The 25,980-nt window shown below is 58.4% G+C and carries 25 protein-coding genes; 9 read left to right on the forward strand and 16 right to left on the reverse strand.

Features of this window, described 5'->3' with window-relative positions:
• Positions 1-308 precede the first annotated feature (308 nt).
• Positions 309-1,133 carry a tRNA 2-thiocytidine(32) synthetase TtcA gene (ttcA, locus tag AC07O1_RS26150; RefSeq protein ID WP_494993854.1) on the forward strand — a complete coding sequence of 275 codons (825 nt, stop codon included), beginning with the start codon at positions 309-311 and terminating at the stop codon, positions 1,131-1,133.
• A gap of 37 nt (positions 1,134-1,170) precedes the next feature.
• Here the strand turns inward: ttcA and AC07O1_RS26155 are convergent, their stop codons facing one another.
• The 8 genes from AC07O1_RS26155 to arsC form a co-directional block, all read right to left on the reverse strand.
• The gene (locus tag AC07O1_RS26155; protein ID WP_495090684.1) at positions 1,171-2,706 is read right to left on the reverse strand and encodes an ArnT family glycosyltransferase; all 1,536 of its coding nucleotides are present in this window, start codon (positions 2,704-2,706) and stop codon (positions 1,171-1,173) included.
• A 152-nt stretch (positions 2,707-2,858) separates the two neighbouring features.
• On the reverse strand, positions 2,859-4,511 hold the full coding sequence (gene arnT / locus AC07O1_RS26160; RefSeq protein ID WP_495090685.1) for a lipid IV(A) 4-amino-4-deoxy-L-arabinosyltransferase: 1,653 nt from the start codon (positions 4,509-4,511) through the stop codon (positions 2,859-2,861).
• The gene (locus AC07O1_RS26165) at positions 4,508-4,675 is read right to left on the reverse strand and encodes a hypothetical protein (protein ID WP_495090686.1); all 168 of its coding nucleotides are present in this window, start codon (positions 4,673-4,675) and stop codon (positions 4,508-4,510) included. The genes arnT and AC07O1_RS26165 overlap by 4 nt, the downstream gene beginning before the upstream one ends.
• Positions 4,676-5,037: 362 nt before the next feature.
• Positions 5,038-5,673: a lipopolysaccharide core heptose(II)-phosphate phosphatase PmrG gene (gene pmrG / locus AC07O1_RS26170; RefSeq protein ID WP_495090687.1), complete on the reverse strand. Its 636-nt coding sequence runs from the start codon at positions 5,671-5,673 to the stop codon at positions 5,038-5,040.
• 463 nt (positions 5,674-6,136) lie between these two features.
• Positions 6,137-6,808, reverse strand: coding sequence for a DNA-3-methyladenine glycosylase I (locus AC07O1_RS26175; protein WP_494993678.1), 672 nt, complete (start codon positions 6,806-6,808; stop codon positions 6,137-6,139).
• A 110-nt stretch (positions 6,809-6,918) separates the two neighbouring features.
• A complete protein-coding gene (locus AC07O1_RS26180; protein WP_495090688.1) occupies positions 6,919-7,341 on the reverse strand; it encodes a DUF2069 domain-containing protein in 423 nt (140 codons plus the stop codon).
• Positions 7,334-7,939: an NAD(P)H:quinone oxidoreductase gene (wrbA, locus tag AC07O1_RS26185; RefSeq protein WP_495090689.1), complete on the reverse strand. Its 606-nt coding sequence runs from the start codon at positions 7,937-7,939 to the stop codon at positions 7,334-7,336. Before wrbA ends, AC07O1_RS26180 begins: the two co-directional genes overlap by 8 nt.
• Positions 7,936-8,289, reverse strand: a complete 354-nt coding sequence (gene arsC, locus AC07O1_RS26190) for an arsenate reductase (glutaredoxin) (protein WP_494993681.1) — start codon at positions 8,287-8,289, stop codon at positions 7,936-7,938. Before arsC ends, wrbA begins: the two co-directional genes overlap by 4 nt.
• Before the next feature lie 125 nt (positions 8,290-8,414).
• Here arsC and AC07O1_RS26195 point away from each other — a divergent pair, with 125 nt between their 5' ends.
• Complete coding sequence (locus AC07O1_RS26195; protein WP_494993682.1) at positions 8,415-8,882, forward strand: TlpA family protein disulfide reductase; 468 nt, start codon at positions 8,415-8,417, stop codon at positions 8,880-8,882.
• Between the two features lie 140 nt (positions 8,883-9,022).
• Here the strand turns inward: AC07O1_RS26195 and AC07O1_RS26200 are convergent, their stop codons facing one another.
• The 4 genes from AC07O1_RS26200 to AC07O1_RS26215 all read right to left on the reverse strand — a co-directional run bounded on the left by AC07O1_RS26200 (position 9,023) and on the right by AC07O1_RS26215 (position 13,762).
• Positions 9,023-9,427 (reverse strand): META domain-containing protein, encoded by a 405-nt coding sequence (locus AC07O1_RS26200; protein ID WP_494993683.1) that lies wholly within the window; start codon positions 9,425-9,427, stop codon positions 9,023-9,025.
• On the reverse strand, positions 9,427-9,861 hold the full coding sequence (locus tag AC07O1_RS26205) for a hypothetical protein (protein WP_494993684.1): 435 nt from the start codon (positions 9,859-9,861) through the stop codon (positions 9,427-9,429). Before AC07O1_RS26205 ends, AC07O1_RS26200 begins: the two co-directional genes overlap by 1 nt.
• Before the next feature lie 97 nt (positions 9,862-9,958).
• Positions 9,959-10,942 carry a 2-hydroxyacid dehydrogenase gene (locus AC07O1_RS26210; RefSeq protein WP_495090690.1) on the reverse strand — a complete coding sequence of 328 codons (984 nt, stop codon included), beginning with the start codon at positions 10,940-10,942 and terminating at the stop codon, positions 9,959-9,961.
• Between the two features lie 66 nt (positions 10,943-11,008).
• Positions 11,009-13,762, reverse strand: a complete 2,754-nt coding sequence (locus AC07O1_RS26215; RefSeq protein WP_495090691.1) for a response regulator — start codon at positions 13,760-13,762, stop codon at positions 11,009-11,011.
• Between the two features lie 306 nt (positions 13,763-14,068).
• Here AC07O1_RS26215 and cysM point away from each other — a divergent pair, with 306 nt between their 5' ends.
• From cysM to AC07O1_RS26240, 5 genes are all read left to right on the forward strand, one after another.
• Positions 14,069-14,971, forward strand: a complete 903-nt coding sequence (cysM, locus tag AC07O1_RS26220) for a cysteine synthase CysM (protein WP_495090692.1) — start codon at positions 14,069-14,071, stop codon at positions 14,969-14,971.
• Complete coding sequence (gene rlmD / locus AC07O1_RS26225; protein ID WP_495090693.1) at positions 14,971-16,323, forward strand: 23S rRNA (uracil(1939)-C(5))-methyltransferase RlmD; 1,353 nt, start codon at positions 14,971-14,973, stop codon at positions 16,321-16,323. Before cysM ends, rlmD begins: the two co-directional genes overlap by 1 nt.
• A 124-nt stretch (positions 16,324-16,447) precedes the next feature.
• Positions 16,448-18,691 (forward strand): GTP diphosphokinase, encoded by a 2,244-nt coding sequence (relA, locus tag AC07O1_RS26230; protein WP_495090694.1) that lies wholly within the window; start codon positions 16,448-16,450, stop codon positions 18,689-18,691.
• Positions 18,692-18,794: 103 nt separating this feature from the next.
• The gene (gene mazG / locus AC07O1_RS26235; protein ID WP_494993699.1) at positions 18,795-19,628 is read left to right on the forward strand and encodes a nucleoside triphosphate pyrophosphohydrolase; all 834 of its coding nucleotides are present in this window, start codon (positions 18,795-18,797) and stop codon (positions 19,626-19,628) included.
• A gap of 24 nt (positions 19,629-19,652) precedes the next feature.
• Complete coding sequence (locus tag AC07O1_RS26240; protein WP_494993700.1) at positions 19,653-20,192, forward strand: DUF2058 domain-containing protein; 540 nt, start codon at positions 19,653-19,655, stop codon at positions 20,190-20,192.
• A gap of 252 nt (positions 20,193-20,444) precedes the next feature.
• On the opposite strand, the gene AC07O1_RS26245 is transcribed toward AC07O1_RS26240, so the two are convergent.
• The 4 genes from AC07O1_RS26245 to purM form a co-directional block, all read right to left on the reverse strand.
• Positions 20,445-20,624, reverse strand: a complete 180-nt coding sequence (locus AC07O1_RS26245; RefSeq protein ID WP_494993701.1) for a hypothetical protein — start codon at positions 20,622-20,624, stop codon at positions 20,445-20,447.
• A 297-nt stretch (positions 20,625-20,921) separates the two neighbouring features.
• Complete coding sequence (locus AC07O1_RS26250) at positions 20,922-21,635, reverse strand: DUF3108 domain-containing protein (RefSeq protein ID WP_494993702.1); 714 nt, start codon at positions 21,633-21,635, stop codon at positions 20,922-20,924.
• An 8-nt stretch (positions 21,636-21,643) separates the two neighbouring features.
• A complete protein-coding gene (gene purN / locus AC07O1_RS26255) occupies positions 21,644-22,294 on the reverse strand; it encodes a phosphoribosylglycinamide formyltransferase (protein ID WP_494993856.1) in 651 nt (216 codons plus the stop codon).
• A gap of 11 nt (positions 22,295-22,305) precedes the next feature.
• Complete coding sequence (gene purM / locus AC07O1_RS26260) at positions 22,306-23,364, reverse strand: phosphoribosylformylglycinamidine cyclo-ligase (RefSeq protein WP_494993703.1); 1,059 nt, start codon at positions 23,362-23,364, stop codon at positions 22,306-22,308.
• A 386-nt stretch (positions 23,365-23,750) separates the two neighbouring features.
• Here purM and AC07O1_RS26265 point away from each other — a divergent pair, with 386 nt between their 5' ends.
• On the forward strand, positions 23,751-24,803 hold the full coding sequence (locus AC07O1_RS26265) for a DUF2066 domain-containing protein (protein WP_495090695.1): 1,053 nt from the start codon (positions 23,751-23,753) through the stop codon (positions 24,801-24,803).
• 35 nt (positions 24,804-24,838) lie between these two features.
• Positions 24,839-25,909, forward strand: coding sequence for an AI-2E family transporter (locus tag AC07O1_RS26270; protein ID WP_494993705.1), 1,071 nt, complete (start codon positions 24,839-24,841; stop codon positions 25,907-25,909).
• Positions 25,910-25,980 lie beyond the last annotated feature (71 nt).

Below are 25,980 nucleotides of genomic sequence, written 5' to 3' on the forward strand. Positions count from 1 at the left end.
GCCAGGCGGCCGAAGTAAGTAAAGGTCTCTATATGTGTACGACCTTATGTCGCAGTATAGGAAGGAGTTGCCGGCAAAGGTGCGGCCCTTTAGAGCAAATCGCGCTGTAAACGCGAGGCTTAATCGCTGCATCTTCTGGAAACATGCAGGTTCTGTGGCGAGGGAGCTTGTCCTGCATCTATGGTTACCCCCTCGCCACAGGGCGTGCGCCAGCCTTACCGGGTTTACTCATGGGCAGACTCTTCGCCCACGCAGAGTTTTTGCGTAAAATGCCGGCCTTTCGTCATACCTCGCGGATTTCAAGCGCCATGGGCACTCTTACGGTCAACCAGAACAAACTGCAGAAACGCCTTCGCCGGCAGGCCGGTGAAGCCGTCGCCGATTTCAACATGATCGAAGAGGGCGACAAGGTCATGGTCTGCCTGTCCGGCGGCAAGGACAGCTACACCATGCTCGACGTGCTGATGCATCTGCAGAAAGTTGCACCGATCAAGTTCGAGATCGTCGCGGTGAACATGGACCAGAAGCAGCCGGGCTTTCCAGAGCACGTGTTGCCGGCCTACTTGAAAGAGCTGGGTGTGGAATATCACATCGTCGAAAAAGACACGTATTCGGTGGTCAAGGAACTCATTCCTGAAGGCAAGACCACCTGCTCGCTGTGTTCACGCCTGCGCCGCGGCACGTTGTATACCTTTGCCGATGAAATCGGCGCGACCAAAATGGCCCTCGGTCATCACCGCGACGACATCGTCGAGACCTTCTTCCTCAACATGTTCTACAACGGCTCGTTGAAGGCCATGCCGCCCAAACTGCGTGCCGATGACGGTCGTAACGTGGTGATCCGGCCGCTGGCGTACTGCAACGAGAAAGACATCCAGGCGTATTCCGACTTCAAGCAATTCCCGATCATCCCGTGCAACCTCTGTGGTTCTCAGGAAAACCTGCAACGTCAGGTGGTCAAGGAAATGCTTCAGGAATGGGAGCGCAAGACCCCGGGTCGGACCGAAAGCATCTTCCGCAGCTTGCAGAACGTTATCCCTTCGCAGTTGGCGGACCGTAACCTGTTCGACTTCACCAACCTGCGGATCGACGAAACCGCAGCTTCGCGGTTCGTCAATGTGCTGAACCTCTGATGGATCGAGAGGCCTGCCAGGCCTCTCGATTTATCACTCAAGGGGTCGTTGCTTTGGGGAGAAACGCAACGCTGCCGTAGTCACGATTGTGGAACATCCGCTCACCATTGTTAGGTTTAGTGAGAATCACCTGATGGTCGGCGGTCAGGTAGTTCAGCGGCAGCTTATCCGCATCCTTATATTGCGCGATGATGATCGTGCGCTGCGGATCCCAGCGCTGACCGCTGTTTTTTTCCAGCCATGCCATGAGGGTTGCGCTATCGCCTTCACGCGGAAAGTCGTCGGTATCGCGAACGTAATAGTACGGTGCCCCCTGATTCTGGATGTACATAGGCAGTTTGTTATCAACCTCGACCATCACCATGCGCCACTGATTCCAGGGCGCACTCTTGCTGGCCTCGGCGCGTACGTCCGCGCTGAACTGGACGACCCCGCCGCCGAGATTGGTCCACGGGTAGATGATGCCCAGTACCACGATCAGCAGCGCCGCTGCCGCACCGAAGCCCTTTTTCCAACCAGGGCCGCTGACCTTGCCGGCGGCGCGTTTTTCGTCAATTCGGCGGGTGACCCACCAGGCCGCTAACAGTTGGGCGAACGGCACCAGTGGCAACACATAGTAACTACGCCGGCTGCCGCTGGCGGTGAAGAACAGGAACAACAGGCCCAGGCCCCAGATCAGCCAGCGGGTGTTGGGTTCGGTTTGCCGCCAATTGCGTACCGCCAGCCACAGCCCGAGTATCCAGAACGGCGCCCAAGGCAATGTATAGACCGGGAGGTAGATCAGATAGGTGTAGATCGGTCCGAACTGGTCGAACGGCTGGAAGAAACGCACCACGTTTTCCCGGAACACCAGGCCCAGGCCGCTCGCGCCGTAAGTGGGGGCGCCGTAGAGGTGCGAGAGTATGAACGGCACCATGTACACCAGGCCGGCGATCAACACGGCCAGGCACAGTCGCAGGTTGAGGTGGCGCTTCCAGCGATTCTCGCTGAGCAGGTGCGGCAACAGCACCAACCCCGGCAAAATGAAGCCGATCAGACCCTTGAGCAGCGAGGTCGCTGCCAGCAGCAGGAAGAACACGGTGTAGCGGCCCAGTCGGGTGTCATCCGGGTCGCGCCAGTACCACCAGACGGCTGCGAGTATGCCGAAAACAGTCAGGATATCGGCCGTCGCAACCCGTGCCCAAAAGATGAAATAGAAGGTTGTCGCCAGCATCCACCCGGCGATCAGGCCGGTGCCTTTGCGAAACAGCTGCTCGCCCATCAGATAGATCAGCCAGATACTCAGCCAGGCGGCGATGACCGAAGTCAGGCGTAGTGACCAATTACCCAGCCCGCCCATCAGCCAGGCAGTGGCGGTAATCAGCCAGTAAGAGGGGAGTGGTTTGTCGTAATACGGCATGCCTTTGAGGTAGGGATCGAAGTAGTTACCCGTCTGCATCATTTGCAGCGAGATGTTCGCCCAGCGGGTTTCCGCCCCCCAGAGCTCTCTCGTCCCCAAACCCAACAACAGAAGCAGTGCTGATACGCCGAGCAACAGCACCAGCGCTTTCTTGTCGCTGTTCCATAGCTTCATATGAGTATTTCCAAGGGCGACAAATGGGCCCGTCCAGAGTGAAGGCCCCCATGGGGGGCCGTGAATGATAGATGCGCCAAGGCTAAGCAGTTCGTCATGTATTCGATTCGTCAGGGATATGCGAAAGCCGTGTCATCGGGAATCAGGCAAGGTCATGGCTGACTCTGAGGGAAGATCAGAATCACGAGATTGCCCTGCTCGTAACGCTTGCCGCCCACGGGCAGCAGTTCGACCTCCTGTATTTCCTCCACGTTCTTGACTCGCATGACCACGCCAACCGAGCCTTGTTTGAGGGCATCGGTCATCCATTGCTGGACGCTCTTGGTGTCAACCAGACGGTTGACCGAGTCAGGATAAGTCAGGCCGTATTTCAGTTCGCCAGCGGTGTTAAACAACTCGACTTCAGGACGCTTCAGGCTCCAGGCAAGAGCAGACGCGGCCCCCAGATCGTTACTCAGCAGTTTTGTGGTTTGCTTGAGTTCTTCGATGTGTTCGTTGATGAACTGGTCGGGCATCTTGTTATGAACAATGCTGTTGGGCATGCCGGCAGGCAACAAGGCGATCAGCAGCCAGATGCCCAGGGCTGGTGCGGCCCACATGGTCAATGGTCTGACGGCCTGCAGCATGTTGGCCATGATCCAGCCCATCAATACGATGAATGTCAGCGACAGGCTCATCATTTCTTGCTGCCCGTAAACCGGCTTGGTCAATTGCAGATAGATCAGCGCGAGCAGCGAAACCGTACCGATGACAAGATTGAGCAACCCATTGATACGGATAGCGCGGCCTTGTGTTTGTGTGATCCGGTCGATCAATGTGTTGCCCATCAGCACCGCCAGCGGCAGCAGGCACGGCATGATGTAAGTCGGCAGTTTGCCTCGGCTAAGGCTGAAAAATGCCAGCGGCAGCACCAGCCAAAGCAGCAGGAAACCGGTGCCCGCTTGCTGTTTGCTCTTCCACGCTTGCGTGAACGTAGAAGGCAGCAATGCCGCCCAGGGCAGGCTGGAGACCACTAGCATCGGCAGGTAGAACCACCATGGGCGAGTGTGCTGGGCATCCTCTGCGGAGAAGCGACGAATGTGTTCATTCCAGAAGAAAAACCTCCAGAAGTCGGGTTCGTGAGCATGAATGCTCAGCACCCAGGGCAAGCTGACGATGATTGCAACGATGACGGCCAGCGGACCGTAGCGCAGCAGTTCCCCCAGGCGCCGTTGCCAGAGCATATAGGGCAGGGCGATCAACGCCGGCAGCAGCCAGGCGAGAAACCCCTTGGTCATGAAGCCCATGCCGCAGGCGAAGCCAAGTACCGCCCATGACGTCAATCGGGCCCGCTGTGTGGTGCTGTCAATAGCAAACCACAACGCCACCAGGCTCAAGTTGACCCACAAAGTGAATTGCGGATCGAGATTGGAGTACCCGGCTTGACCGGCGATGAGGCCGAAGCTCATGTAAAGCAAGGCCGAAGCAAAACTCTTGCGCGGATCATTCCAGAGGCGTCGGGCGATCAGGTACGTCAACAGCACGCTCAGCCCGGTGCTCACAGCAGAAGCGATGCGGACTCCGAACAGGTTATCGCCGAATATCGCCTGGCCGATGGCAATCATCCAATAGCCGGCGATAGGCTTCTCGAAATAACGAATGCCCATGAAGTGCGGGGAAACCCAATCGCCGCTCAGCAGCATCTCCTGGCTGATTTGGGCATAACGGGGTTCGTCTGGAATCCACAGCCCGTGAGAAGCCAGTGGCAGAAGATAGAACAGGCCAAAGGCCAGCAGCAGTAATGGCAACGCCCAACGTCTAATCATGCGCTTTGTGCTCCCAGGCAGTCTTTGTGATCGTTCAGGGCGCTGCATGGCAGCAGACCCTTGGGCAAACTGTCGATGCGTGTTGGCAGCAGGTTGCCGAAGAAATGAAGATGAGTGTCACGCTGACCGGTGTGGGTCACCAGTGGGCGAAAATCGTTAGCCATCAGAATCCGTTCTACCTCTGCATATGTTGTTTTAGAATTTTGGTGTTCTGCTGCTCAGACCTTTAAAGGCATGCCTGACGCCTGAATGTGCCACAGACTAAAGGTTCGACTTACTCAAGAGAACTCAAGCGTCAAAACAAAAAAGTCGGGTGGCTCAGCGCAAATAATTGCGTTTCCAGAGCATGTGCTCGCAACCTGCGAGTTTCGTTGCGGCGCATGTCTACGAATAAGCGATCATTGAAGTTGCTGTCGTAACGCGGTTGTTAGTAGCGATTCCTGAGGCGTCGAATAAAGTCTGGCACGTCCGGTCCGCCATTTTACTGATGGGGCATGATTGTGCAGCGATTAAAAATAGTAACAAATTATTTGGCGACTTTTTTTAGTGTGGACGCCCAATCTTGCTCATTCATGACACCCAGCACATTTAGTTGGCCGCCCGCTCCGACAGAGACGAATAGGGAACTGGTGTACTCACTTGTAGGCGCATGTTTAAAACCCAACTGACTTTCGAGGTCGCTGATGCATCCACTGTGGGTAACCAACACAAGATTGCGATGGGCGACTTTATGGGCGAGCGCGTCATCTGACAGGGGCTTGCCGCAGCTGGCCAGCCAGTCTTGAGCGGCGGCTGCTTGTCCGAACATGGACTGCGCTGTCTGCAATGTGCGGGTCGCCGGGCTGCTGAGTACATCGGCGTTCACCATCCCGATGGTCTGGAAGGCTTTACCCACTTCTGCCGCGGCGATGCTGCCGACACGGGTGATGCCGTCTGCCGGGCCGAGGCAGGGATTACTGGAACGGTCGCAGCGTTCAGCATGTCTGACCAGTACGATAACGTCTCCGGCCTTCCAGTGTTCATAAACACCAGCGGTGTTCATGTGGTTTCCCTCTCCCAGGTTCAACGGCGTTTTTGGCCATAACACGAATCCGGTGGCCAGAATCATGCTGACCGTGGCGATGCCAGCCCCAAGTAGCAGCTTCTTGAGTCTGGTTGTCATGACTCGTTTCGATGGCGACCCGGCCGGGACAGAATTAACCACATTGTTCACCCTTGTATGATTTTCAAACGAAAACTTTCAGTGCGCGCGAAGACCCTGGACAGTGACCTGAACGCAAATCTAGGGCAAGCCAGGTGGGGGATTGGTGAAAGGAATGTGAAAAATTTGGAGGGGGCAGGCTTCCCTTGTGACAGGGAAGCCTTATTCAGGGAGGGGCTGAAGTTTGGTGTGATGACACATCCGCTCTAGTTCATTTTGCTGTGGAAATCACGTTTGAAGTTGACGATATCTAACAGGCTGCCAGAAATGAGCGGGGAGTTTGCAAAATGGAAAGTATCGAGACCGGGAGCGATTGGTTTAGCGCACTGGCGAAGGAGATCTCAGCGGGTGCACTGCCGCGTACTTGTTTACAAAAGGGCAGTGCACCCTGAACGGTTTCCAGGTGGCCGGGTTTGATCGCGGATCAATGGTTTACCGTATAAGCCAGCATGGCGGATAACTGACAGAGTGGCCGTCCGCTTTCGCTATGCCAGAGGTTGAAAACCTCTTGTACCTTCGCCTGGTCCCGCTTGCTGCCCGGAACTTTGTCGATAATGTTCTGGGCGTTCAGCGCAGCAACCACGTCGAATGTCGGAATGAACGTGTCTTTACCGACCATTCGCAGGAACCTCGGCGCCGAGAGACCACCCAGTTGGCTTCCATGTTTGGCAAGATATTGCCAGAGGCCAACGATATCGGTCGTGGGCCAGTCAGCAATGAAGGCCCCAAAGCTGCCATGTTCATGAGCAATATCGAGGATCAGTTGAGCATTGCGCGGTACGCTTTTGAGCTTGCCTAAATGCCTGATGATGCGTGCGTCCTGCATCAGGCGTTCAAGATGTTCAGCCCCCATCAACACGACTTTTTCCGGATCAAACCCAAAGAAAACCTGCTCGAACGCCGGCCATTTTGCATCCACCAGACTGTGCTTCAATCCGGCACGGAAAACTCTTAACGCCAAGGTCGATAAATAGCGATCGTCGCTGATTTTTCTCAATTGTTGGGCAGATGCAGGGGAGGGCAGGTGTGCCTCCAGGGCCGCCACTGAACCGAAGCGATTGAGACAATATTCGTTTAACCATTTGTAGTCGTGCATGCCCTCTCCTGACTGGATAGCGATTGCCGCAAGCTCTCAGGCTTTAATAAATAAGGCTTTAGATAGGAAGTCGGGTCGTCGATGGTGGTTGGTCCGGCGACTCTCATCTATCAAGCCAGCGCTTCACCTTCCCCCGCCAGCTTGCGATTGAGCTGAAACCGCCAGCGCACATACAGTAGCGCGCTGCAGAACACGGCCAGGCTCGCGGTCATTTCCAGCAGACCGAACATCTGTCGATTCGGATCGTAGGCGGCCAATGCGCCTTTGATGAAATACAGGTTCACCACAAAGCACATCCATGAATGCCCACGGGCGCTGCCGCTGAGCATGCCCGGTGTCAGTAGAAGCAAAGGCACCAGCTCGATCAGCAGGATCACCCAGGGTCTCGCGCCATGCAGGTCGGCGATGATCAGGTAGTACGCACACAACAGGCCGATCAAACCGAGAAAGCACAGCAGGCTCAATACTCGGGCTACCCGTACGCGTGGTTCCAGCCACTCGATTGAGGGCAGGATCTTGGGCTTTTTAGCCACGGCTGCTCTCCAGTTGCCGGGCGGTTTTCGCCAGGCGCAGGCCCAACGCCCGGCACAAGGCGACTTCGTGCTCGTTCAGCGGGCTTTTGCCATCGGCGCCAGCGTGGTGACTGGCGCCGTAAGGCGTACCGCCGCCGCGGGTTTCCAGCAGAGCTGATTCGCTGTAGGGCAGGCCGGTGATCAGCATGCCGTGGTGCAGCAACGGCAGCATCATCGACAGCAAGGTGGTTTCCTGGCCGCCGTGCAGGCTGGCGGTGGAGGTGAAGACTCCGGCCGGTTTGCCTACCAGTGCACCGGTCAGCCACAAGTTGCTGGTGCCGTCCAGGAAGTACTTCAACGGTGCGGCCATATTGCCGAAGCGGGTCGGGCTACCAAGGGCCAGACCCGAGCAGTTTTTCAGATCGTCGAGGCTGGCATACAAGGCGCCTTCGTCCGGGATGCTCGGCGCTACCGCTTCGCATTCAGTGGAGATCGACGGTACCGTTCGCAGGCGAGCTTCCAGACCGCCTTGTTCGATACCACGGGCAATCTGTCGGGCCATTTCGTTGGTCGAACCGCTGCGGCTGTAATACAGAACCAGAATATACGGCGCAGTCACGGCAGGATCTCCAGCACTTTCTCCGGCGGACGGCCGATCACGGCCTTGTCGCCGACTTGCAGAATTGGTCGCTCGATGAGTTTCGGGTGCGCGGCCATGGCGGCGATCAGCTGTGCCTCGGTCAGGCTGCTGTCCGCCAGGTTGAGGGTCTTGTACTCGTCTTCGCCGGTGCGCAGCAGCTGGCGGGCGCTAACACCCAGTTTGCCCAGCAGGCTTTGCAGTTGTGCGGCATCGAGCGGGGTTTCCAGGTAGAGCACTACGGTCGGGGCCAGGCCACGAGCTTGCAGCAGTTCCAGTGCACCGCGGGATTTCGAGCAGCGCGGGTTGTGATAAAGCGTCAGATCGGTCATGTGCGGGTCGCATCTTGCGTAAAGTGGCGGCTATTCTACCTGTGTGGCGAGCAGTCCTGAACCTTGGGAGGCGATGGGTCGCAGTCAAAGTGGATTCAGAACCAATCTTTTCAAAGGACCAAGACATGACAAGGCGACTGGCGGCGGTATTGGCGATCATCACAACCTTGCTGCTCGGCGGCTGCGGCAATGATTACGGCGTCGATCAGCAGGGGCAGAAGATCGCGTCCGAGCGTCTGGACAAACAATGGGTGGTGATCAATTACTGGGCTGAATGGTGTGGCCCTTGCCGAACAGAGATTCCCGAGTTGAATGTCCTGGCTGAGCAATTGAAGGGTAAGTCGATCGGTGTGTTTGGGGTCAACTTCGACAATGTGCAGGGGGAGGAGCTGAAGAAGGCCAGTGAAGCGCTGGGGATCAAGTTCACCGTGCTGGCCCAGGACCCGGCCGATTTTTTCGAGTTGCCGCGCAGTGAGGCATTGCCGGTGACCTACATCATTGATAACAAGGGCAAAGTGCGTGAGCAGTTGATGGGTGAGCAAACGGCGGCGGGAGTGATGGCAAAGCTTACGGCGTTGCAGGCGAAAAACTGAAGAGTCTAATGGGAACAACATAGATCTCTGTAGGAGCGAGCTTGCTCGCGATGGTCGTAAACGATAACGCGTACTCATTGAAGAAACGCGTCAAGTTCATCGCGAGCAAGTTCGCTCCTGCAGGTACAGGGATTGTTGTATCAGCCCTCTTCCAGCCACCAACGCAGCGGCTTGCCTTCAGCCGGCCAGAAACGTACTTGCTCGATCGGCGAGATGTCCCAGCGTTGCACGGTTTCCAGTGCCAGCAGGAAGCGTTTTTCTTGCTCCATCAATGCCGGCGCGCACATTTTGCGGGTGCTGCCGACCTTGCCAAAGCTGAGTTTGTCGCCGTCCAGGGTGTAAGGCGCAAACCAGTGATTGCAGCCGCCATTGCCATAGGCCCGACCGTCTTCACCGAGGGTGATGGTCAGGTGGCTGTTGTCGATCAGCGGGCGTTCGCCGATCCACTCCAGAATGTAGCTGTGATCCTGTTGCAGTTTCACTGGCTCAGCAGCGCATCCCAACAGGCTGGCACCGACCATCCCCATCATGGTCAGATGTTTCATTAGCCTGGCTCCTGGCATTTGCGGCACAGGTGCTTCTCGCCTTTGCTTACCCAGCCAAGCTCGGCTATGCGCGCTGTGGCGGCAGGCTTTTGTGCGTTGTTGCCGAGTTTGGCGTCAACCGCGAACTCGAAGTTCAGCTCGGCTGAACAGCTGTCGCAGTTGACCTGCCACGTGTGAATCGCCAGTTCACCGAACACCGGACCACGGGCCACAGCGACCCATTGGCCGATCGGGTTGATCAGGTGACGGACTTTTTCTACGGTCAGGCGCATGGACAAGTCCTTGCTGCCTTTGAGGGTGACCACCAGGACGTCATCGTTCTGTATCGAGCCGCCGTTACCGGTGACTTGATAACGACCCGGCACTAAGGCGCGGCATTCGATCAGGGTGTGTTGCGGGCTCATCAGGCTGTAGCGGAAATCGTGTTCGACCATGGGTCCTCCAAGTATGGGCGGTATGCTAGCACGCGGACGAATCCAGCATGGCCCGGGCTTGTGACCTTCGATCAGGCAGTCGACCCGTGGCTTGGCCTTACACCTGGTTCTGTGGTGTGCCCGCCGCCCAGGCGGTAATGTTCTGCAAGGTGGTTGCGGCAATCGCGGCCAGGGCTTCGCGGGTCAAAAAGGCCTGGTGGGCGGTGACGATGACATTCGGGAACGTCAGCAGGCGCGCCAGTACATCGTCTTGCAGCGGCAGATCAGAGCGATCCTCGAAGAACAGTTGTGCTTCTTCCTCGTACACATCCAGACCCAGATAGCCCAGTTGGCCGATTTTCAGTGCGTCGATCAGTGCCGGTGTGTCCACCAAGCCACCTCGGCCGGTGTTGATCAACATCGCGCCCGGTCGCAAATGGGCCAGTGACTGACTGTTGATCAGGTGTTTGCTTTCAGTCGTCAGCGGGCAATGCAGGCTGATGATCTGAGCTTGCGCCAACAACTCGGGCAGGCTCAGATATCGGGCACCGAGGGCTTCCACCTGCGGGTTGGGATACGGATCGTACGCCAGTAGCTGGCAGCCAAACCCGGCCATGATTTTGGCGAAATTGGTGCCGATCTGGCCGGTGCCGACCACGCCGACGGATTTGCCCGCCAGGTCGAAACCAGTCAGGCCGTGCAGGCTGAAATCACCTTCGCGGGTCCGGTTGTAAGCGCGATGCAAGCGTCGGTTCAGCGCCAGAATCAAGGCTACGGCATGTTCGGCCACCGCGTGGGGTGAGTAGGCCGGAACCCGGACGATGCTCAGCCCCAGGCGTTTGGCTGCTGGCAGGTCGACATGGTTGTAGCCGGCCGAGCGCAGGGCGATCAAGCGGGTGCCGCCGGCCGCCAGCTGCTCGAGCACCGGCGCGCTGAGGTCGTCATTGATGAAGGCGCAGACCACTTCGTGGTGCTCAGCCAGAGCCGCCGTGTCCAGGCTCAGCCGTGCCGATTGAAACTGTAACTCGACATCGGCCGGTTGCTCGGTACCGAGGAAACTGTCGCGATCATAGGTCTGGCAGCTAAAGAGAATCGTGCGCATGGCTTCATCCTTGTTTGCAGGTGCGATGAGCTTAACGTTCACCTGCATTGCCCGTATTGCCGTGGGTCAAGCGCCGATGCGGGCTTCGGTAGCCAGGCGGTTGATGGCTCGGTCCAGTTCATCCAGAGCGGCAAAGGCCTTTTGGTCCTCCTGCTTGAGCAGGGTTTCACTGCGCAGGCAGGCTGCTCGCAGTTGCGGTACGCCACAGTAGCGGGTGGCACCGTGCAGGCGATGGACCCGCTCGATCAGCGCATTCTGGTCTTTGGCTTCCCGGGCGACACGGATGGCTTCACGGTCAGCCTCCAGAGAGGCGAGCAACATCGCCAGCATATCGGCAGCCAGATCGGCTTTGCCGGCGGCCAGGCGCAGTCCTTCTTCATGATCGAGCACCAGCAACTCGGTGCTATTGCCGTAGGGCTCGCCGGCGCGCTCCGGCCCATGATTGCGCAGTGCAAGGCCGGTCCACTTCAACACTACCTGGGCCAGTTGGCGCTCACTGATGGGTTTGGTCAGGTAGTCGTCCATCCCGCTTTGCAGCAGGGCGCGTTTTTCATTGGCCATGGCATGGGCGGTCAGAGCAACGATCGGTAGCGGGGTGCTATGACGCTCGCTTTCCCAGTGTCGAATCACTTCGGTGGTCTGGCGGCCGTCCATCCCGGGCATCTGAACGTCCATCAGGATCAGATCGAAGGCCTGCTTCTGCACTGCCTTGACCGCGGCATCGCCGCTCTCCAACGCGAGCACCTTGGCCCCCATGTCTTCAAGCAGGGTTTGCACCAGTAACAGGTTGGCGGGGTTGTCATCGACGCAGAGCACTTTCGGCGCACGGCTGGAAATGGGCTCGCCGGGCTCGTTGCGCATCGGGCGCGGATTGACCAGGTCGGACAAGGCTCGGCGCAGCTTGCGGGTGCAGGCCGGTTTGGCCTGCAATTGACTATGGGGATTGGGCACCGAGAGATGAAACAGCGTCTGCTCAGTGGTCGGGCATAGCACCAGCACTTTGCAACCCAAATGTTCGAGGTCCCAGATATGTTGGTTGAGGCGTTCGGGCGGCATGTCTTTGGTGGTGATGCCAAGCACCGCCAGGTCGATCGCCTCATCGGTCTGATGGGTGCCGGTGATGCCGTTGGTCAACGCTTCCAGGGTATTGAACGGGGTGACTTCCAGGCCGCAGTCTTCCAGTTGATGCTGCAAGGCCTGGCGGGCCAGTTCGTGGTTCTCCAGCACAGCGACGCGGCGACCGAGCAGTGGCGCAGACGGCAGGTCTTCGGCGTCGTCGCGGGCTTTCGGCAGACTCAGGCTGATCCAGAACTCGGATCCTTCGCCGGGCGTGCTGTCGACACCGATCTCGCCGCCCATTTGTTCGATCAGGCGTTTGGAAATCACCAGGCCCAGACCGGTGCCGCCGGGTTGTCGGGACAGCGAGTTGTCAGCCTGGCTGAACGCTTGAAACAAGGCGCGCACGTCTTGATTGGACAGGCCGATACCGGTGTCTTGAATGCTGATGCGCAGTTGCACGCTGTCTTCATGCTCTTCTTCGAGCATGGCGCGGGCGACGATGGTGCCCTCGCGAGTGAATTTGATTGCGTTGCTCACCAGGTTGGTGAGGATCTGTTTGAGGCGCAGGGGATCACCGACCAGCGACAATGGGGTATCGCGGTAGACCAGACTCACCAGTTCAAGCTCCTTGGCATGGGCCGCCGGGGCGAGGATGGTCAGGGTGTCCTGCAGCAGGTCTCGCAGGTTGAAGGGAATGCTGTCGAGCACCAGCTTGCCGGCCTCGATTTTCGAGAAGTCGAGAATCTCGTTGATGATCCCCAGCAGGCTGTCGGCGGACTTCTCGATGGTGCCCAGGTAATCCAGCTGACGAGGTGTCAACTCACTTTTCTGCAGCAGATGGGTGAAGCCGAGGATGCCATTGAGGGGCGTGCGGATCTCGTGGCTCATGTTGGCCAGGAACTCGGATTTGATCCGGCTTGCTTCCAGCGCCTCTTTACGTGCCAGGTCCAGTTCGATGTTCTGGATTTCGATAGTCTCCAGGTTCTGCCGAACGTCTTCAGTGGCCTGGTCGATGCTGTGTTGCAATTCTTCCTGGGCGTTTTGCAGAGTGCCAGCCATGCGGTTGATGCCTGATGCCAGTTCATCCAGCTCCTGGCTGCCGAGTGCCGGCAGGCGGGTCTCCAGGTTACCTTCCTTGAGTTGCGCAACAGCGTGTTTGATCAGACTGAGCGGCGTATTGATTGTGCGGCTTATGCGCAGCGCCAGCAGGGCCGTGCCGGCAAGGCCCGCGGCGATCAATAGCAGGCTGGCGAACAGGCTGCGGTAACCGCGCAGCAGCATGCCGTTGTGGGACAGTTCAAGCTCCACCCAGCCCAATAAGCGGTCGGACTCATCAGGGATCAGGTCACCGGCGAGGTTGCGGTGTCGGCCGAACACCGGCAATAGGTAGCGCGTCGCGTCACTGCCGGTGCGTTGCAGCATGTGGGGGCTGTTACCGATCGGTGGCTGATTGAGCATGCTCGGGCCCGCATGGGCCAGTGGCGTGCGGTCGGGAGCGAGAAAGGATACGGCGCGAACATCCGTCTGTTCCAGGGATTGGGTCGCGATGCGTTCCAGTAAATCCGAGTTGTTATGGCCCATCGCAGGGGCCACCAGCGGTGCCAGTTGTTCGGCGATCATCTCGCCATGTTGCAGGAGCTGGGTTTGCAGGTCGGACTGCTGCATCCACGTGAAATAGCCGCCCAGCACCAATGCCATCAAGCTGGTCGGCAACAGGCTCAACAACAGCACGCGGCCTTTTATCCCCAGTTTCTTAAGCACGCAACTCTCCTGCTACCACGCCATTTTGAATGACAGACGAATGACTGATGCGCACATCCGGTACGCGCCACCTGCGCAGTGTAGCCATTTGCTTGCGGGCAATCTTTGTAAATTAACGCCGCCGCCAGTCGGCATATGCAAATGCCATACCTTTAATGAGCGAGCTTGCTCGCGATAGCGGTCTGTCAGGCGGCACAAATCCCACGCTTATATCCATATGCCATAAGCCCCATACTTTGCGTGATATGGCCCGCGCACGTTTGCCGGTATGATAGGCGTCCCCGCAGTCTGGATTGCGAATACGCCATGACCTTGCAGTACCCAACCATCGCCGATTGCGTCGGCAACACCCCGCTAGTCCGTTTGCAACGCCTGCCCGGCGTCACCAGCAATACCCTGCTGCTCAAACTTGAGGGGAATAACCCAGCGGGTTCGGTCAAGGACCGTCCGGCGCTGTCGATGATCACCCGTGCGGAGTTGCGTGGGCAGATCCATGCCGGCGATACGCTGATCGAAGCGACCTCGGGCAATACCGGGATCGCCTTGGCGATGGCCGCGGCAATCAAGGGTTACAAGATGATCCTGATCATGCCCGGCAACGCCAGTGTCGAGCGCAAGGCAGCAATGACCGCCTATGGCGCCGAACTGATTCTGGTCACACAGGAAGAGGGTATGGAAGGCGCTCGTGACCTCGCCGAGCGGATGCAGGCCGAGGGTCGCGGCAAGGTGCTCGACCAGTTCGCCAACATTGATAACCCCGAGGCGCACTACACCGGTACCGGCCCGGAAATCTGGCGCCAGACCCAGGGCAGCATCACCCATTTCATCAGCTCCATGGGCACCACCGGCACCATCATGGGCGTTTCGCGCTACCTGAAGGAACAGAACCCGGCGGTGCAGATCGTTGGCCTGCAACCGATGGAAGGCTCGGCCATTCCCGGTATCCGCCGCTGGCCGCAAGAATACTTGCCGAAGATCTACCAGGCCGATCGGGTCGACCGGATAGTCGACATGGCCCAAAGCGAAGCCGAAGACGTGACCCGTCGACTGGCCCGCGAAGAAGGTATTTTCTGTGGTGTGTCCTCGGGCGGTGCCGTAGCGGCGATGCTGCGGCTGTCCCAGGAAGTCGAAAACGCGGTGATGGTCGCGATCATTTGTGACCGTGGCGACCGTTACCTGTCGACCGGCATTTTCGACGCGCCCAACTGATGGCCAGGCAAGAGAGAGGCCTGCGCTTCCAGCCCACTGGCGGCAGCAAGGCCGCGCAAGTCCCGACCGGCAAAAAGCAGCGCCTGACCATCGAGCGCCTGGCTAATGACGGTCGCGGTATCGCGTTTTTCGAAGGTCGCACCTGGTTCGTCATCGGCGCTCTGGCCGGTGAAGACGTCGAAGCGCGGGTCCTGGGTGCCCACGGCAAAGTTGTCGAAGCACGTACCGAGCGGGTATTGCAGGCCAGTGAATTGCGCCGTCCGGCACCGTGCGCTCATGCCGGGCGCTGCGGTGGTTGTAGCGTTCAGCATCTACCCCACAACGAACAACTTGCCCTGAAACAGCGCATGCTCGCCGAGCAGTTGTCGCGGGTTGCAGGGGTCGAGCCCGAGGAGTGGGCCGCTCCCTTGAGCGGGCCGGAATTCGGTTACCGACGTCGCGCCCGGGTGGCGGTGCGCTGGGATGCCAAGGCGAAAAAGCTCGAAGTGGGCTTTCGTGCTGCTGCCAGCCAGGACATCGTCGGCATCAATGATTGCCTGGTGTTGGTACAGCCCTTGCAACCGATCATGAAACGCTTGCCGGAGATGCTACGGCGTTTGAGCAAACCTCAGGCATTGGGCCATGTGGAGTTGTTCAGTGGTTCGGCCATCGCATTTCTGCTGCGGCACATGGCGCCACTGTCTGACGCTGATTTGACGATACTCAAAGAATTCTGCGCATTCCATGAGGCCCAGTTGTGGCTACACGGCGAAGGCGAGCCGCAACCGGTCGAGCCGGATCAGCAGCTCGGTTATCGACTGGAACAGTGGGATTTGCAACTGGCTTATCGGCCAGGGGATTTCATCCAGGTGAACGCCGGGGTCAATGAAGCGATGGTCGCTCAGGCTCTGCAATGGCTGGCGCCGAAGTCCAGTGAGCGCGTCCTCGATCTGTTCTGCGGCTTGGGTAACTTTGCTCTGCCATTGGCTCGACTGGTTAAAGAAGTGGTCGCGGTAGAAGGGGTGTCGACCATGGTCGAACGTGCCGCCGGCAATGCCACCAGCAATAATGTGCATAACGCGAAGTTTTTTCAGGCCGATTTATCCCAGCCTTTGGCTGATGCCAAATGGGCCAGCGAGGGCTTTTCTGCGGTACTCTTGGACCCACCTCGTGACGGTGCTTTTGAAGTGGTGCGCAAGCTCGCTACCCTGGGCGCAGAACGGTTGGTTTATGTGTCATGCAACCCGGCGACGCTGGCCCGTGACACGGTTGAGTTGATCAAGCAGGGCTACCGGTTAAAACGTGCCGGGATCCTCGATATGTTTCCTCAGACGGCACATGTCGAGGCCATGGCGTTATTTGAAGCGAACTAGGATGGTTCGTCTGGTCCGACTGGCCCGCTGATGCATGACCCTCGCCAGCCCAGCGAGGGACCATTGGCAACGAAGGTCAGCGATTTTGACGCATTGAATGTGCGTCGTAGGGAAGGTAAGCAAGATGGTACAGGTGAGAGCACACCAGCCGATCAACACCGACGGCAGTATCAATCTCGAGGCATGGCTCGATCATGCGGTCAGTGTCGATTTGGCGCTGGACCGTGAAGCCTTGAAAGAAGCCTGCGAGTTCGCTCGCCAGGCTGAACAGCAAGACAATGCGGCGAAGAATCTCTGGGCCGAGGGGATGTCGAGTTTCCGTACCGGTCTGGAAATCGCAGAAATTCTCGCTGACCTCAAACTGGACCAGGATTCGCTGGTGGCTGCGGTGCTTTACCGCGGTGTCCGTGAAGGGCAGATCCAGTTGCCGGTGGTCAGTCAGCGTTTTGGTCCGGTGGTGGCCAAGCTGATCGACGGCGTGCTGCGCATGGCCGCGATCAGTGCCAGTTTGAGCCCGCGCCAGTCATTGGTGCTCGGCACCCAAGGGCAGGTCGAAAACCTTCGCAAGATGCTGGTGGCCATGGTCGATGACGTTCGCGTCGCGCTGATCAAGCTGGCCGAACGCACCTGCGCGATTCGTGCGGTGAAAACCGCCGATGACGAAAAGCGCAACCGGGTCGCCCGGGAAGTTTTCGACATCTACGCGCCCCTGGCTCACCGACTTGGTATCGGGCATATCAAATGGGAGCTGGAGGATTTGTCCTTCCGCTACCTGGAGCCCGATCAGTACAAGCAGATCGCCAAATTGCTGCATGAACGTCGCCTCGATCGCGAACGTTTCATCACCGATGTGATGAACCAATTGCAGAGCGAACTGCACGCTACTGGCGTCGACGCTGACATCAGTGGCCGGGCCAAGCACATCTATTCGATCTGGCGAAAAATGCAGCGAAAGGGGCTGGAGTTCAGCCAGATCTACGACGTGCGCGCCGTTCGAGTGCTGGTGCCGGAAATGCGTGACTGCTACACCGCGCTGGGCATCGTCCATACCCTGTGGCGGCACATCCCGAAAGAGTTCGACGACTACATCGCCAACCCTAAAGAGAACGGCTATCGCTCGTTGCATACCGCGGTTATCGGTCCTGAAGGCAAGGTGCTGGAAGTCCAGATTCGTACCCATGCGATGCACGAAGAGGCCGAGCTGGGTGTTTGTGCGCACTGGCGATACAAAGGCACCGACGTTAAATCCAGCTCCAATCACTACGAAGAGAAAATCTCCTGGCTGCGTCAGGTGCTTGAGTGGCACGAGGAATTGGGGGATATCGGTGGCCTGGCCGAACAGCTGCGCGTCGATATCGAGCCGGACCGGGTTTACATCTTCACCCCGGACGGCCACGCCATCGACTTGCCCAAAGGCGCGACGCCACTGGACTTCGCCTACCGCGTGCACACCGAGATCGGTCACAACTGCCGCGGCGCCAAGATCAACGGGCGCATCGTTCCGCTCAACTACAGCCTGCAAACCGGTGAGCAGGTCGAGATCATCACCAGCAAGCACGGCACGCCGAGCCGCGACTGGCTGAACCCGAACCTGGGTTACATCACCACTTCCCGGGCCCGGGCGAAGATCGTCCACTGGTTCAAGTTACAGGCTCGTGATCAAAACGTAGCCGCCGGTAAAACCTTGCTCGAACGTGAGCTGGGACGTCTGGGCTTGCCTCAGGTTGATTTCGACAAGCTGGCCGACAAGGCCAACATGAAAACCGCCGAGGACATGTTTGCTGCGTTGGGGGCTGGCGATTTGCGCCTGGCGCAGTTGGTCAACCTGGCCCAGCAACTGGTCGAGCCGGAGCGTGGCAACGAACAGCTGGAGTTGATTCCACGCAAGGCCACCGGCTACAAACCCGGCAAGCGCGGCGACATCCAGATCCAGGGCGTAGGCAACCTGATGACTCAGATGGCCGGTTGCTGCCAGCCGCTGCCGGGGGATGCGATCGTCGGTTACATCACCCAGGGCCGGGGCGTCAGCATTCACCGTCAGGACTGTGCATCAGTGCTGCAATTGAGCGGTCGTGAGCCGGAACGGATCATTCAGGTCAGTTGGGGCCCGGTGCCGGTGTTGACCTATCCGGTCGACATCATCATTCGCGCCTATGACCGCTCTGGTTTGCTGCGCGACGTTTCGCAAGTGCTGCTCAACGAGCGGATCAACGTGCTGGCAGTCAATACCCGCTCCAACAAGGAGAACAACACAGCGTTGATGTCCTTGACCATCGAGATTCCGGGGCTGGATGCGTTGGGGCGGTTGCTCGGGAGAATTTCCCAGTTGCCGAACATCATTGAAACCCGCCGCAACCGGACGCCATGAAATGCGATCCCCTGTAGGAGCGAGCTTGCTCGCGATAGAGTTTTACCTGACACACCGCTATCGCGAGCAAGCTCGCTCCTACAGGTTGCGCAGAGACCTATAGATGTATTCACTTGAAGACTTGTTGCACCTGATGAGCCGGCTGCGGGACCCGCAGTACGGTTGTCCGTGGGATATCAAACAGACTTACGCCACGATTGTGCCCCACACCCTGGAAGAGGCCTATGAGGTTGCTGACGCCATCGAGCGCGGTGACTTCGATCACCTCCAGGGCGAGCTGGGCGATTTGTTGTTTCAGGTGGTTTATTACAGTCAGTTGGCCCGGGAAGAGGGGCGCTTCGAATTTGATGGCGTTGTCGACAGCATCACCCGCAAATTGATTCGGCGTCACCCCCATGTGTTTCCGACCGGCGATCTTTATGCGCCACTGGATGTCCCGCGGCTCGACGAAGACCAGGTCAAGCAGCGTTGGGAAGAGATCAAGGCCGAGGAGCGGGCTGAGAAGTCCCATGCCCCGGAGCAGTTGTCCTTGCTCGATGATGTGCCTGGCGCGTTGCCTGCGCTATCCCGCGCGGCGAAATTGCAGAAGCGTGCGGCTCAGGTTGGTTTCGACTGGCCCGACGCCTTGCCGGTGATCGACAAGGTCCGTGAGGAGCTCGATGAAGTGCTCGAGGCCATGGCCGATAACGACGCTGCGGCCATCGCCGATGAAGTCGGCGATCTGCTGTTTGTCGTGGTGAATCTGGCCCGGCACCTCAAGGTCGATCCGGAAACTGCCTTGCGTGGCGCCAACATCAAGTTCGAGCGACGTTTCCGATTTATCGAACAGGCATTGCGCGACACCCACCGTCCCATAGAAGATTGCACCCTCGAAGAGTTGGACGCCTTGTGGGGCGAAGCCAAACGTCAGGAAAAGAATTTGCCCAGCTGCGGCTGAGCCGTTGCCTAAGTGAGTAAGTACATGAGCCTTTCCCTTCGCGACCAGCTGCTCAAAGCAGGGCTGGTCAACCAAAAGCAGGCCAAACAGGTCGGCAAAGACAAGCAGAAACAACAGCGTTTGGCCCACAAGGGTCAGATTGAACTTGACGACTCGCAGCAGCGTGCAGCCCAGGAGGCTATGGCCGAGAAGGTCAAGCGCGACCAGGAGCTCAATCGTCAGCAGCAGGAAAAGGCCGAGCAGAAAGCCCGTGCCGCGCAGATCAAGCAATTGATCGAGGTTTCGCGCCTGCCGAAGCTGACCACCGAGGACTACTACAACTTCGTCGACGACAAAAAGGTCAAGCGCCTGTCGGTCAACACCCTGATGCGCAACAAGCTCAGCAGCGGTTCGTTGGCCATCGTCCACCATGCCGGCGGTTATGAAGTCATTCCCCGTGAGGCGGCGCTGAAGATCCAGGAGCGCGATCCTCGTCGTATCGTCCAGCTCAATACCCAGACTGAAGAAGTGGATGCGGATGATCCGTACGCGGCCTACCAGATCCCTGACGACCTGATGTGGTAAGCCCCACGGCTTGACGACAAACCCCGCTCATTGGCGTAATGCCGTTCAGTTAAGCGAATGTGGTCCACTGTAGGAGCGAGCTTGCTCGCGATGGTCGTTAACGATAACGCGTGTTTACTGGCTAAACGCGGCGCACTTAAGTCCATCGTCGGAACGCCGCCCGGAGCAAGCTCGCTCCTACAACTTCCTTAACTGAACAACATTACGCTCATTGGCGGGGTTTGTGGTTTTCCAGGCCTGTCATTTCATCGATCAGGCGTCGCGTTGCTGTTCCAGGTTTTCCAGTTCGGCCTTATAGCGGTGGGCGTCGCTCTCGGAGTGGAACATCCCCACCAGCATGTCTTGTTGATGCACGTCCCAGATCCGGATACCGGCGGCCAGGCCTTCGTGGGACATATGCGAATCGTCGCGTTCAGTTACTTTTACAGTCATCTGCGGGCTCCAATTTCTATTGATCTGCAGCAAGGCATCTGCAGGCCTTGGTTATATTATTTCTTAGCTTGCTAAGTAAATACCTCAGACTGGTAACGGTCTTGTGCAAAAAATGAAACAGTCCCGCAGCCCGCGAAAGACGCGACATCCGGTCGCAGGCCTCCGGCTTTTCTGACAAAGTTTTCATCACCGACGGCATTGTTATCGTAGGCGTCCCCCTGCTCCTGCGGGGCCTTTGCAAAAACTGCAGGCGAAAAAAAGCCCCGCATTCGCGAGGCTTATTCACTTCGATCCGGATCAGCTGCCTTTGACAGCCTTGCCATCGACCGTACCGTCCTGGAGCATGATGTTGTACTCCTTGCCGTCGGTCTCGACCTGGCGCAGGGCTACCAGAATGTAGCCCCAATCCTTGGCGAACCACATTTCGGTTATGCGCTTGTTCTGTGTCGGGTCGCGGACGCGTTCGACCTTGATCGCATCGACCGAACCTGCCTTGGTCTGGACTTTCTCAGAGCCGATCACGCGGAAGTCGTAGGTGTCTGTGTCTTCACCTTCGACCACCTGATAGCTCATGCTTTTTTTGCCGGCTGCTACATCGCGCTGCAAGGCCAGTTGATAAGTGGACTTGTCCAGCATGCCTGTGTTGAGCGGGACCTTGACCGGGTCGCCGCGATCAGTACCGGTGACCATCTTGGTGGTCCAGTCGAAGTCCAGATTGACCTTCTTGGCTTTGCCCAGACCGCCGCGTTCGAAGCGATATGACTGGGGCAGCAAGGCGTCCTTGTCCAGCTTCAGGGTGCTTTCCTCGGTCAGGCTGGCGACCAGCATGGAGGCCTTGAAATTCAAGGTCCAGGAGCCGTTGGCATTTTTCGACAGGCTGCGTTCGGCCGAACCGCTCATGGGGAGTTGCTTCCAGTCGGCGGTATAACTGGCGGAGAAAGGTTGAAGGTCCGCTGCCTGCACAACAGGCAGGGCGAGCAGAGCACAAGCGAAGAGCAGGGCACGACGCATAAAATCTCCTAGATTCGAATCAAGTGGCCGCTGGCCGCAAGTAACTGACCATCCAATAATGCACCATGTTCACCAAGCGTTAACCGACCTTCGGCAAACCAGCGCACTGCCATCGGGTAAATCCGGTGCTCCTGGACGTGGACTCGTTGCGCCAGACTCTGCGGCGAGTCGTCTAACTCTACCGGGATCACTGCCTGTACGACCAGTGGCCCGCCATCGAGTTCCTCGGTTACGAAATGCACGCTGCAGCCGTGCTCGGTGTCACCGGCCTCCAGCGCTCGCTGATGAGTGTTCAACCCTTTGTATTTGGGTAGCAGCGATGGGTGGATATTCAGCAGGCGGCCCTGGTAATGACGAACGAAATCGGCACTGAGGATGCGCATGAATCCGGCAAGGACGACGAGCTTGGGTTTAAAAGCGTCGATCAATTCGATCAAGGCGGCATCGAAGGCCTCACGACCTTCGAAAGCCTTGTGATCGAGAGAGCGGGTTTCGATACCCGCTTCTCTGGCACGTTGCAGGCCGTAGGCGTCGGCGCGGTTGGAAATCACCGCGCGGATGCGGACCGGGTTGTCCCCGGCCAGACTGTTGTCGATCAGAGCCTGCAAGTTGCTGCCGGTGCCGGAAAGCAGCACCACTACATCACAGGTGGTCGGCATCTGCTCGCGCATTAGTGAGCCTTGAGGTTTTTCAGCTCGACCTGTGCAGCGCCTTCGGCGGCGGCAGCGATCTGGCCGATGACCCACGGTTGCTCGCCTGCTTCACGCAGTACGTTGAGGGCCGTTTCAACGTGCTCCTGAGCCACGCAGATCACCATGCCAACGCCGCAGTTCAGCACGCGGTGCATTTCCACTTCGTCAACGTTGCCTTTCTCTTGCAGCCAGTCGAAGACAGCCGGGCGCTGCCAGCTGGCGACATCGACCACGGCCTGAGCGCCTTCAGGTAGAACGCGCGGGATGTTGTCGAGCAGGCCGCCACCGGTGATGTGGGCCATGGCTTTGACTGCGCCAGTGTCTTTGATCAGCTTGAGCAGGGGCTTTACGTAGATACGGGTCGGGGCCATCAGCAGGTCGGTCAGAGGTTTGCCGTCGAGCTGGATGTTTTCGATGTCTGCACCGGACACTTCGATGATCTTGCGGATCAGCGAGTAGCCGTTGGAGTGCGGGCCGGAAGACGGCAGGGCGAGCAGGGCATCGCCAGCGGCGACTTTCGAACCGTCGATGATTTCGGATTTTTCCACGACGCCGACGCAGAAACCGGCCAGGTCGTAGTCTTCACCTTCGTACATGCCCGGCATTTCAGCGGTTTCACCGCCGACCAGCGAGCAGCCGGACAACTCGCAACCTGCGCCGATACCGGTCACGACCTGGGTAGCGGTCTCGACATTCAGTTTGCCGGTGGCGTAGTAGTCGAGGAAGAACAGCGGTTCTGCGCCGCACACCACCAGATCGTTGACGCACATGGCGACCAGGTCGATGCCGATGCTGTCATGTTTATTCAGGTTCAACGCCAGACGCAGCTTGGTGCCGACGCCGTCGGTGCCGGAGACCAGAACCGGCTGTTTGTAGCCTGCCGGGATTTCGCAGAGGGCGCCAAAACCGCCCAGGCCGCCCATGACTTCCGGGCGCGCAGTGCGCTTGGCGACGCTCTTGATGCGTTCGACCAATGCTTCACCGGCGTCGATGTCTACACCGGCGTCCTTGTAGCTCAGGGAGGGTTGCTTGCTCATGATCCAGGCCTTTAGGGGGGATTCAGGGATATCGACCGAGTCCAGTGAGACCACTGAAAAAACCAATGCGCGATTGCCGCGCGAGTATTTCAGGGTGCCCAGCTGTTGCCGGTCTGCGAAGGCGCGCGATTTTATCAGGCTTGAGGGGCAGCGGCCATCCTCGGGCCGACGGGTAGGGACATATCGCGTTAAAAAAAGCTGTTATTGCTCGTGTTGGTAGCCTCGCTCGCAGCTGTATAAGGTATAGCCTTTAACCAGCTATCGTTATGACAGTGCAAAAACTTCCATCGGTCGTATGAATGTTTTGCGCAGGCGTGTGGTCACAGCCTTGCTCAATCGTGTTCATGCGGTCTGTTCCAGCCGCTTTTTTCCGTCGGGAATCTTCCATGCGTCTGTGTAAATTTCTATTTGTGGGTTGTTTGTCATTTGTCAGTCTGGCGAGTCATGCCGAAGCCCTTAGTGGTCTCTATCAAGTGCGCGAACCCGTCAGCGGTCAGACCCCGCAAGAGCGCGATCAAGCCACGCAAAAGGCTTTGGAGACTCTGGTGTTGCGCTTGACCGGTGATGCCAAAGCCGCGCAGGGCCCGGGGCTGGCGGCTATTCGCAAGGATCCGCAGCAGATCATCAGCCAATACGGCTATGACGCCGGGCCTCCTGAAAGCTTGAAAGTCGATTTCGATCCGGTCAGCACTGATCGCGCATTGCGTCAGGCAGGGTTGGCATTGTGGGGTAGCAATCGTCCGTCGATTCTCATTTGGTGGCTGAACGATTCGACCGAGGGCTCCAGCCTGGTGGGCGACGGCCAGGCCAGCGCCGAGCCGCTGCGCCGAGCAGCCCAGCACCGCGGTTTGCCACTGCGTTTGCCGTTGGGGGATCTGAGTGAGCAGATCGTCGGCACCGCACCGATTCTTGAAGGGACCGACCCGGCGCCGCTGTATGCAGCTTCGCAACGCTACGCCGCTGACGCCTTGCTGGCGGTACATGCCCGTCAGGAGGGTGGGCAGTGGCAGGCCAAATGGCGTCTGTGGCTAGGCGATCAGCGTGAACAGGGCAGTGTGCAGGGCGCCGATACCGCAGCTCTGGCCGATGCCGTTTTGCTGGCCGTCAGTCAGAAGCTGGCACCACGCTTCGTCGCCAGGCCGGGAGCGTCGACCGAGCAGCTGCTGGAGGTGCAAGGCATGACCCTGGAGCGCTACGCGGCGCTTGGGCATTTACTTGAGCCGTTTGGCGCGCAAGTGCAGCGTGTCGAGGGTGACAGAGTCATTTATCGGGTCAATGGCAGCGCCGAGCAATTGCGAGCGCAATTGGGGTTGGCGAAGCTGCAAGAGGTTCCCGCAGGTGTGTCGGTGGCGCCGGTAGCATCTGCTCAGCCAGCGATCGAAGGCACAGCGCCGGTTAGTGCTCCGGCACCAACCGCGCAACTGCGTTTCCGCTGGTAAGTTTTTCTTTCCTTATATAGAAGCTGGAGTGGTTCATGGCTGATACGCGTCGTTGGGTGTGGCTGGGTGGGGTCATCCTGCTGTGCGCGTTTGTGTATCTATTGCATCCGATCCTCTCACCGTTCCTGGTGGCGCTGCTGCTGGCCTATCTGTTCGACCCTCTGGTGGATCGGCTGGAAAAGCTCGGCCTCTCGCGAACCTGGGGCGTGGTGGCAGTGTTCGCGCTATTCACCTTGATCGTCATGACGTTGTTGCTGGTTCTTGTGCCCATGCTGGCCAAGCAGTTGTTCCGGCTGTATGAGCTGGCACCGCAAATGCTCGATTGGTTGCAGCACACGGCGATGCCTTGGGTGCAGTCGAAACTGGGGCTTGCAGAAGGTTTCTGGAAGTTCGACAAGGTCAAGGCTGCGATCAGTGAGCATATGGGGCAGACCACCGACATTGTCGGTGTGGTACTGAGTCAGGCAACGGCCTCCGGCCTGGCGTTGATCGCCTGGCTGGCTAACCTGGTGTTGATCCCGGTGGTCAGTTTCTACCTCCTTCGGGACTGGGATCTGATGATGGCCAGGATCCGTAGCCTGCTACCTCGCAATCGTGAAGAGCGTGCGGTGTCATTGGCAGGAGAGTGCCACGAAGTACTTGGGGCATTTGTTCGCGGTCAGTTGCTGGTGATGCTGGCCTTGGGTGTGATCTATGCAGCGGGCTTGATGCTGGTCGGGCTGGAGCTCGGGCTGTTGATCGGTCTGATTGCCGGCCTGGCGGCCATCGTGCCATACATGGGGTTTGTGATCGGGATTGGCGCGGCGTTGATCGTCGGGTTGTTTCAGTTTGGTGGTGACCTGTATTCGATGATTGGCATTGTCGCGGTGTTCATGGTCGGTCAGGCGTTGGAAGGCATGGTGCTAACGCCGTTGTTGGTGGGGGACCGGATAGGCTTGCACCCGGTGGCGGTGATCTTTGCGATCATGGCTGGCGGTGAGCTGTTTGGATTCACCGGGATCCTGCTGGCGTTGCCGGTGGCAGCGGTGATCATGGTGCTGGTGCGCCATGTGCATGATTTGTATAAAGATTCTGGCATGTACAGTGGTGTGGAAGATTCTGATTGAGATGCGCTGTCGATTAAGCGCCCAAGGCTGCCCGGCTCATTGCCGGGCAGGCCTGTAGGGTGTTCATGGCT

The sequence above is a fragment of the Pseudomonas sp. GW821-FHT07G10 genome (assembly GCF_059418545.1).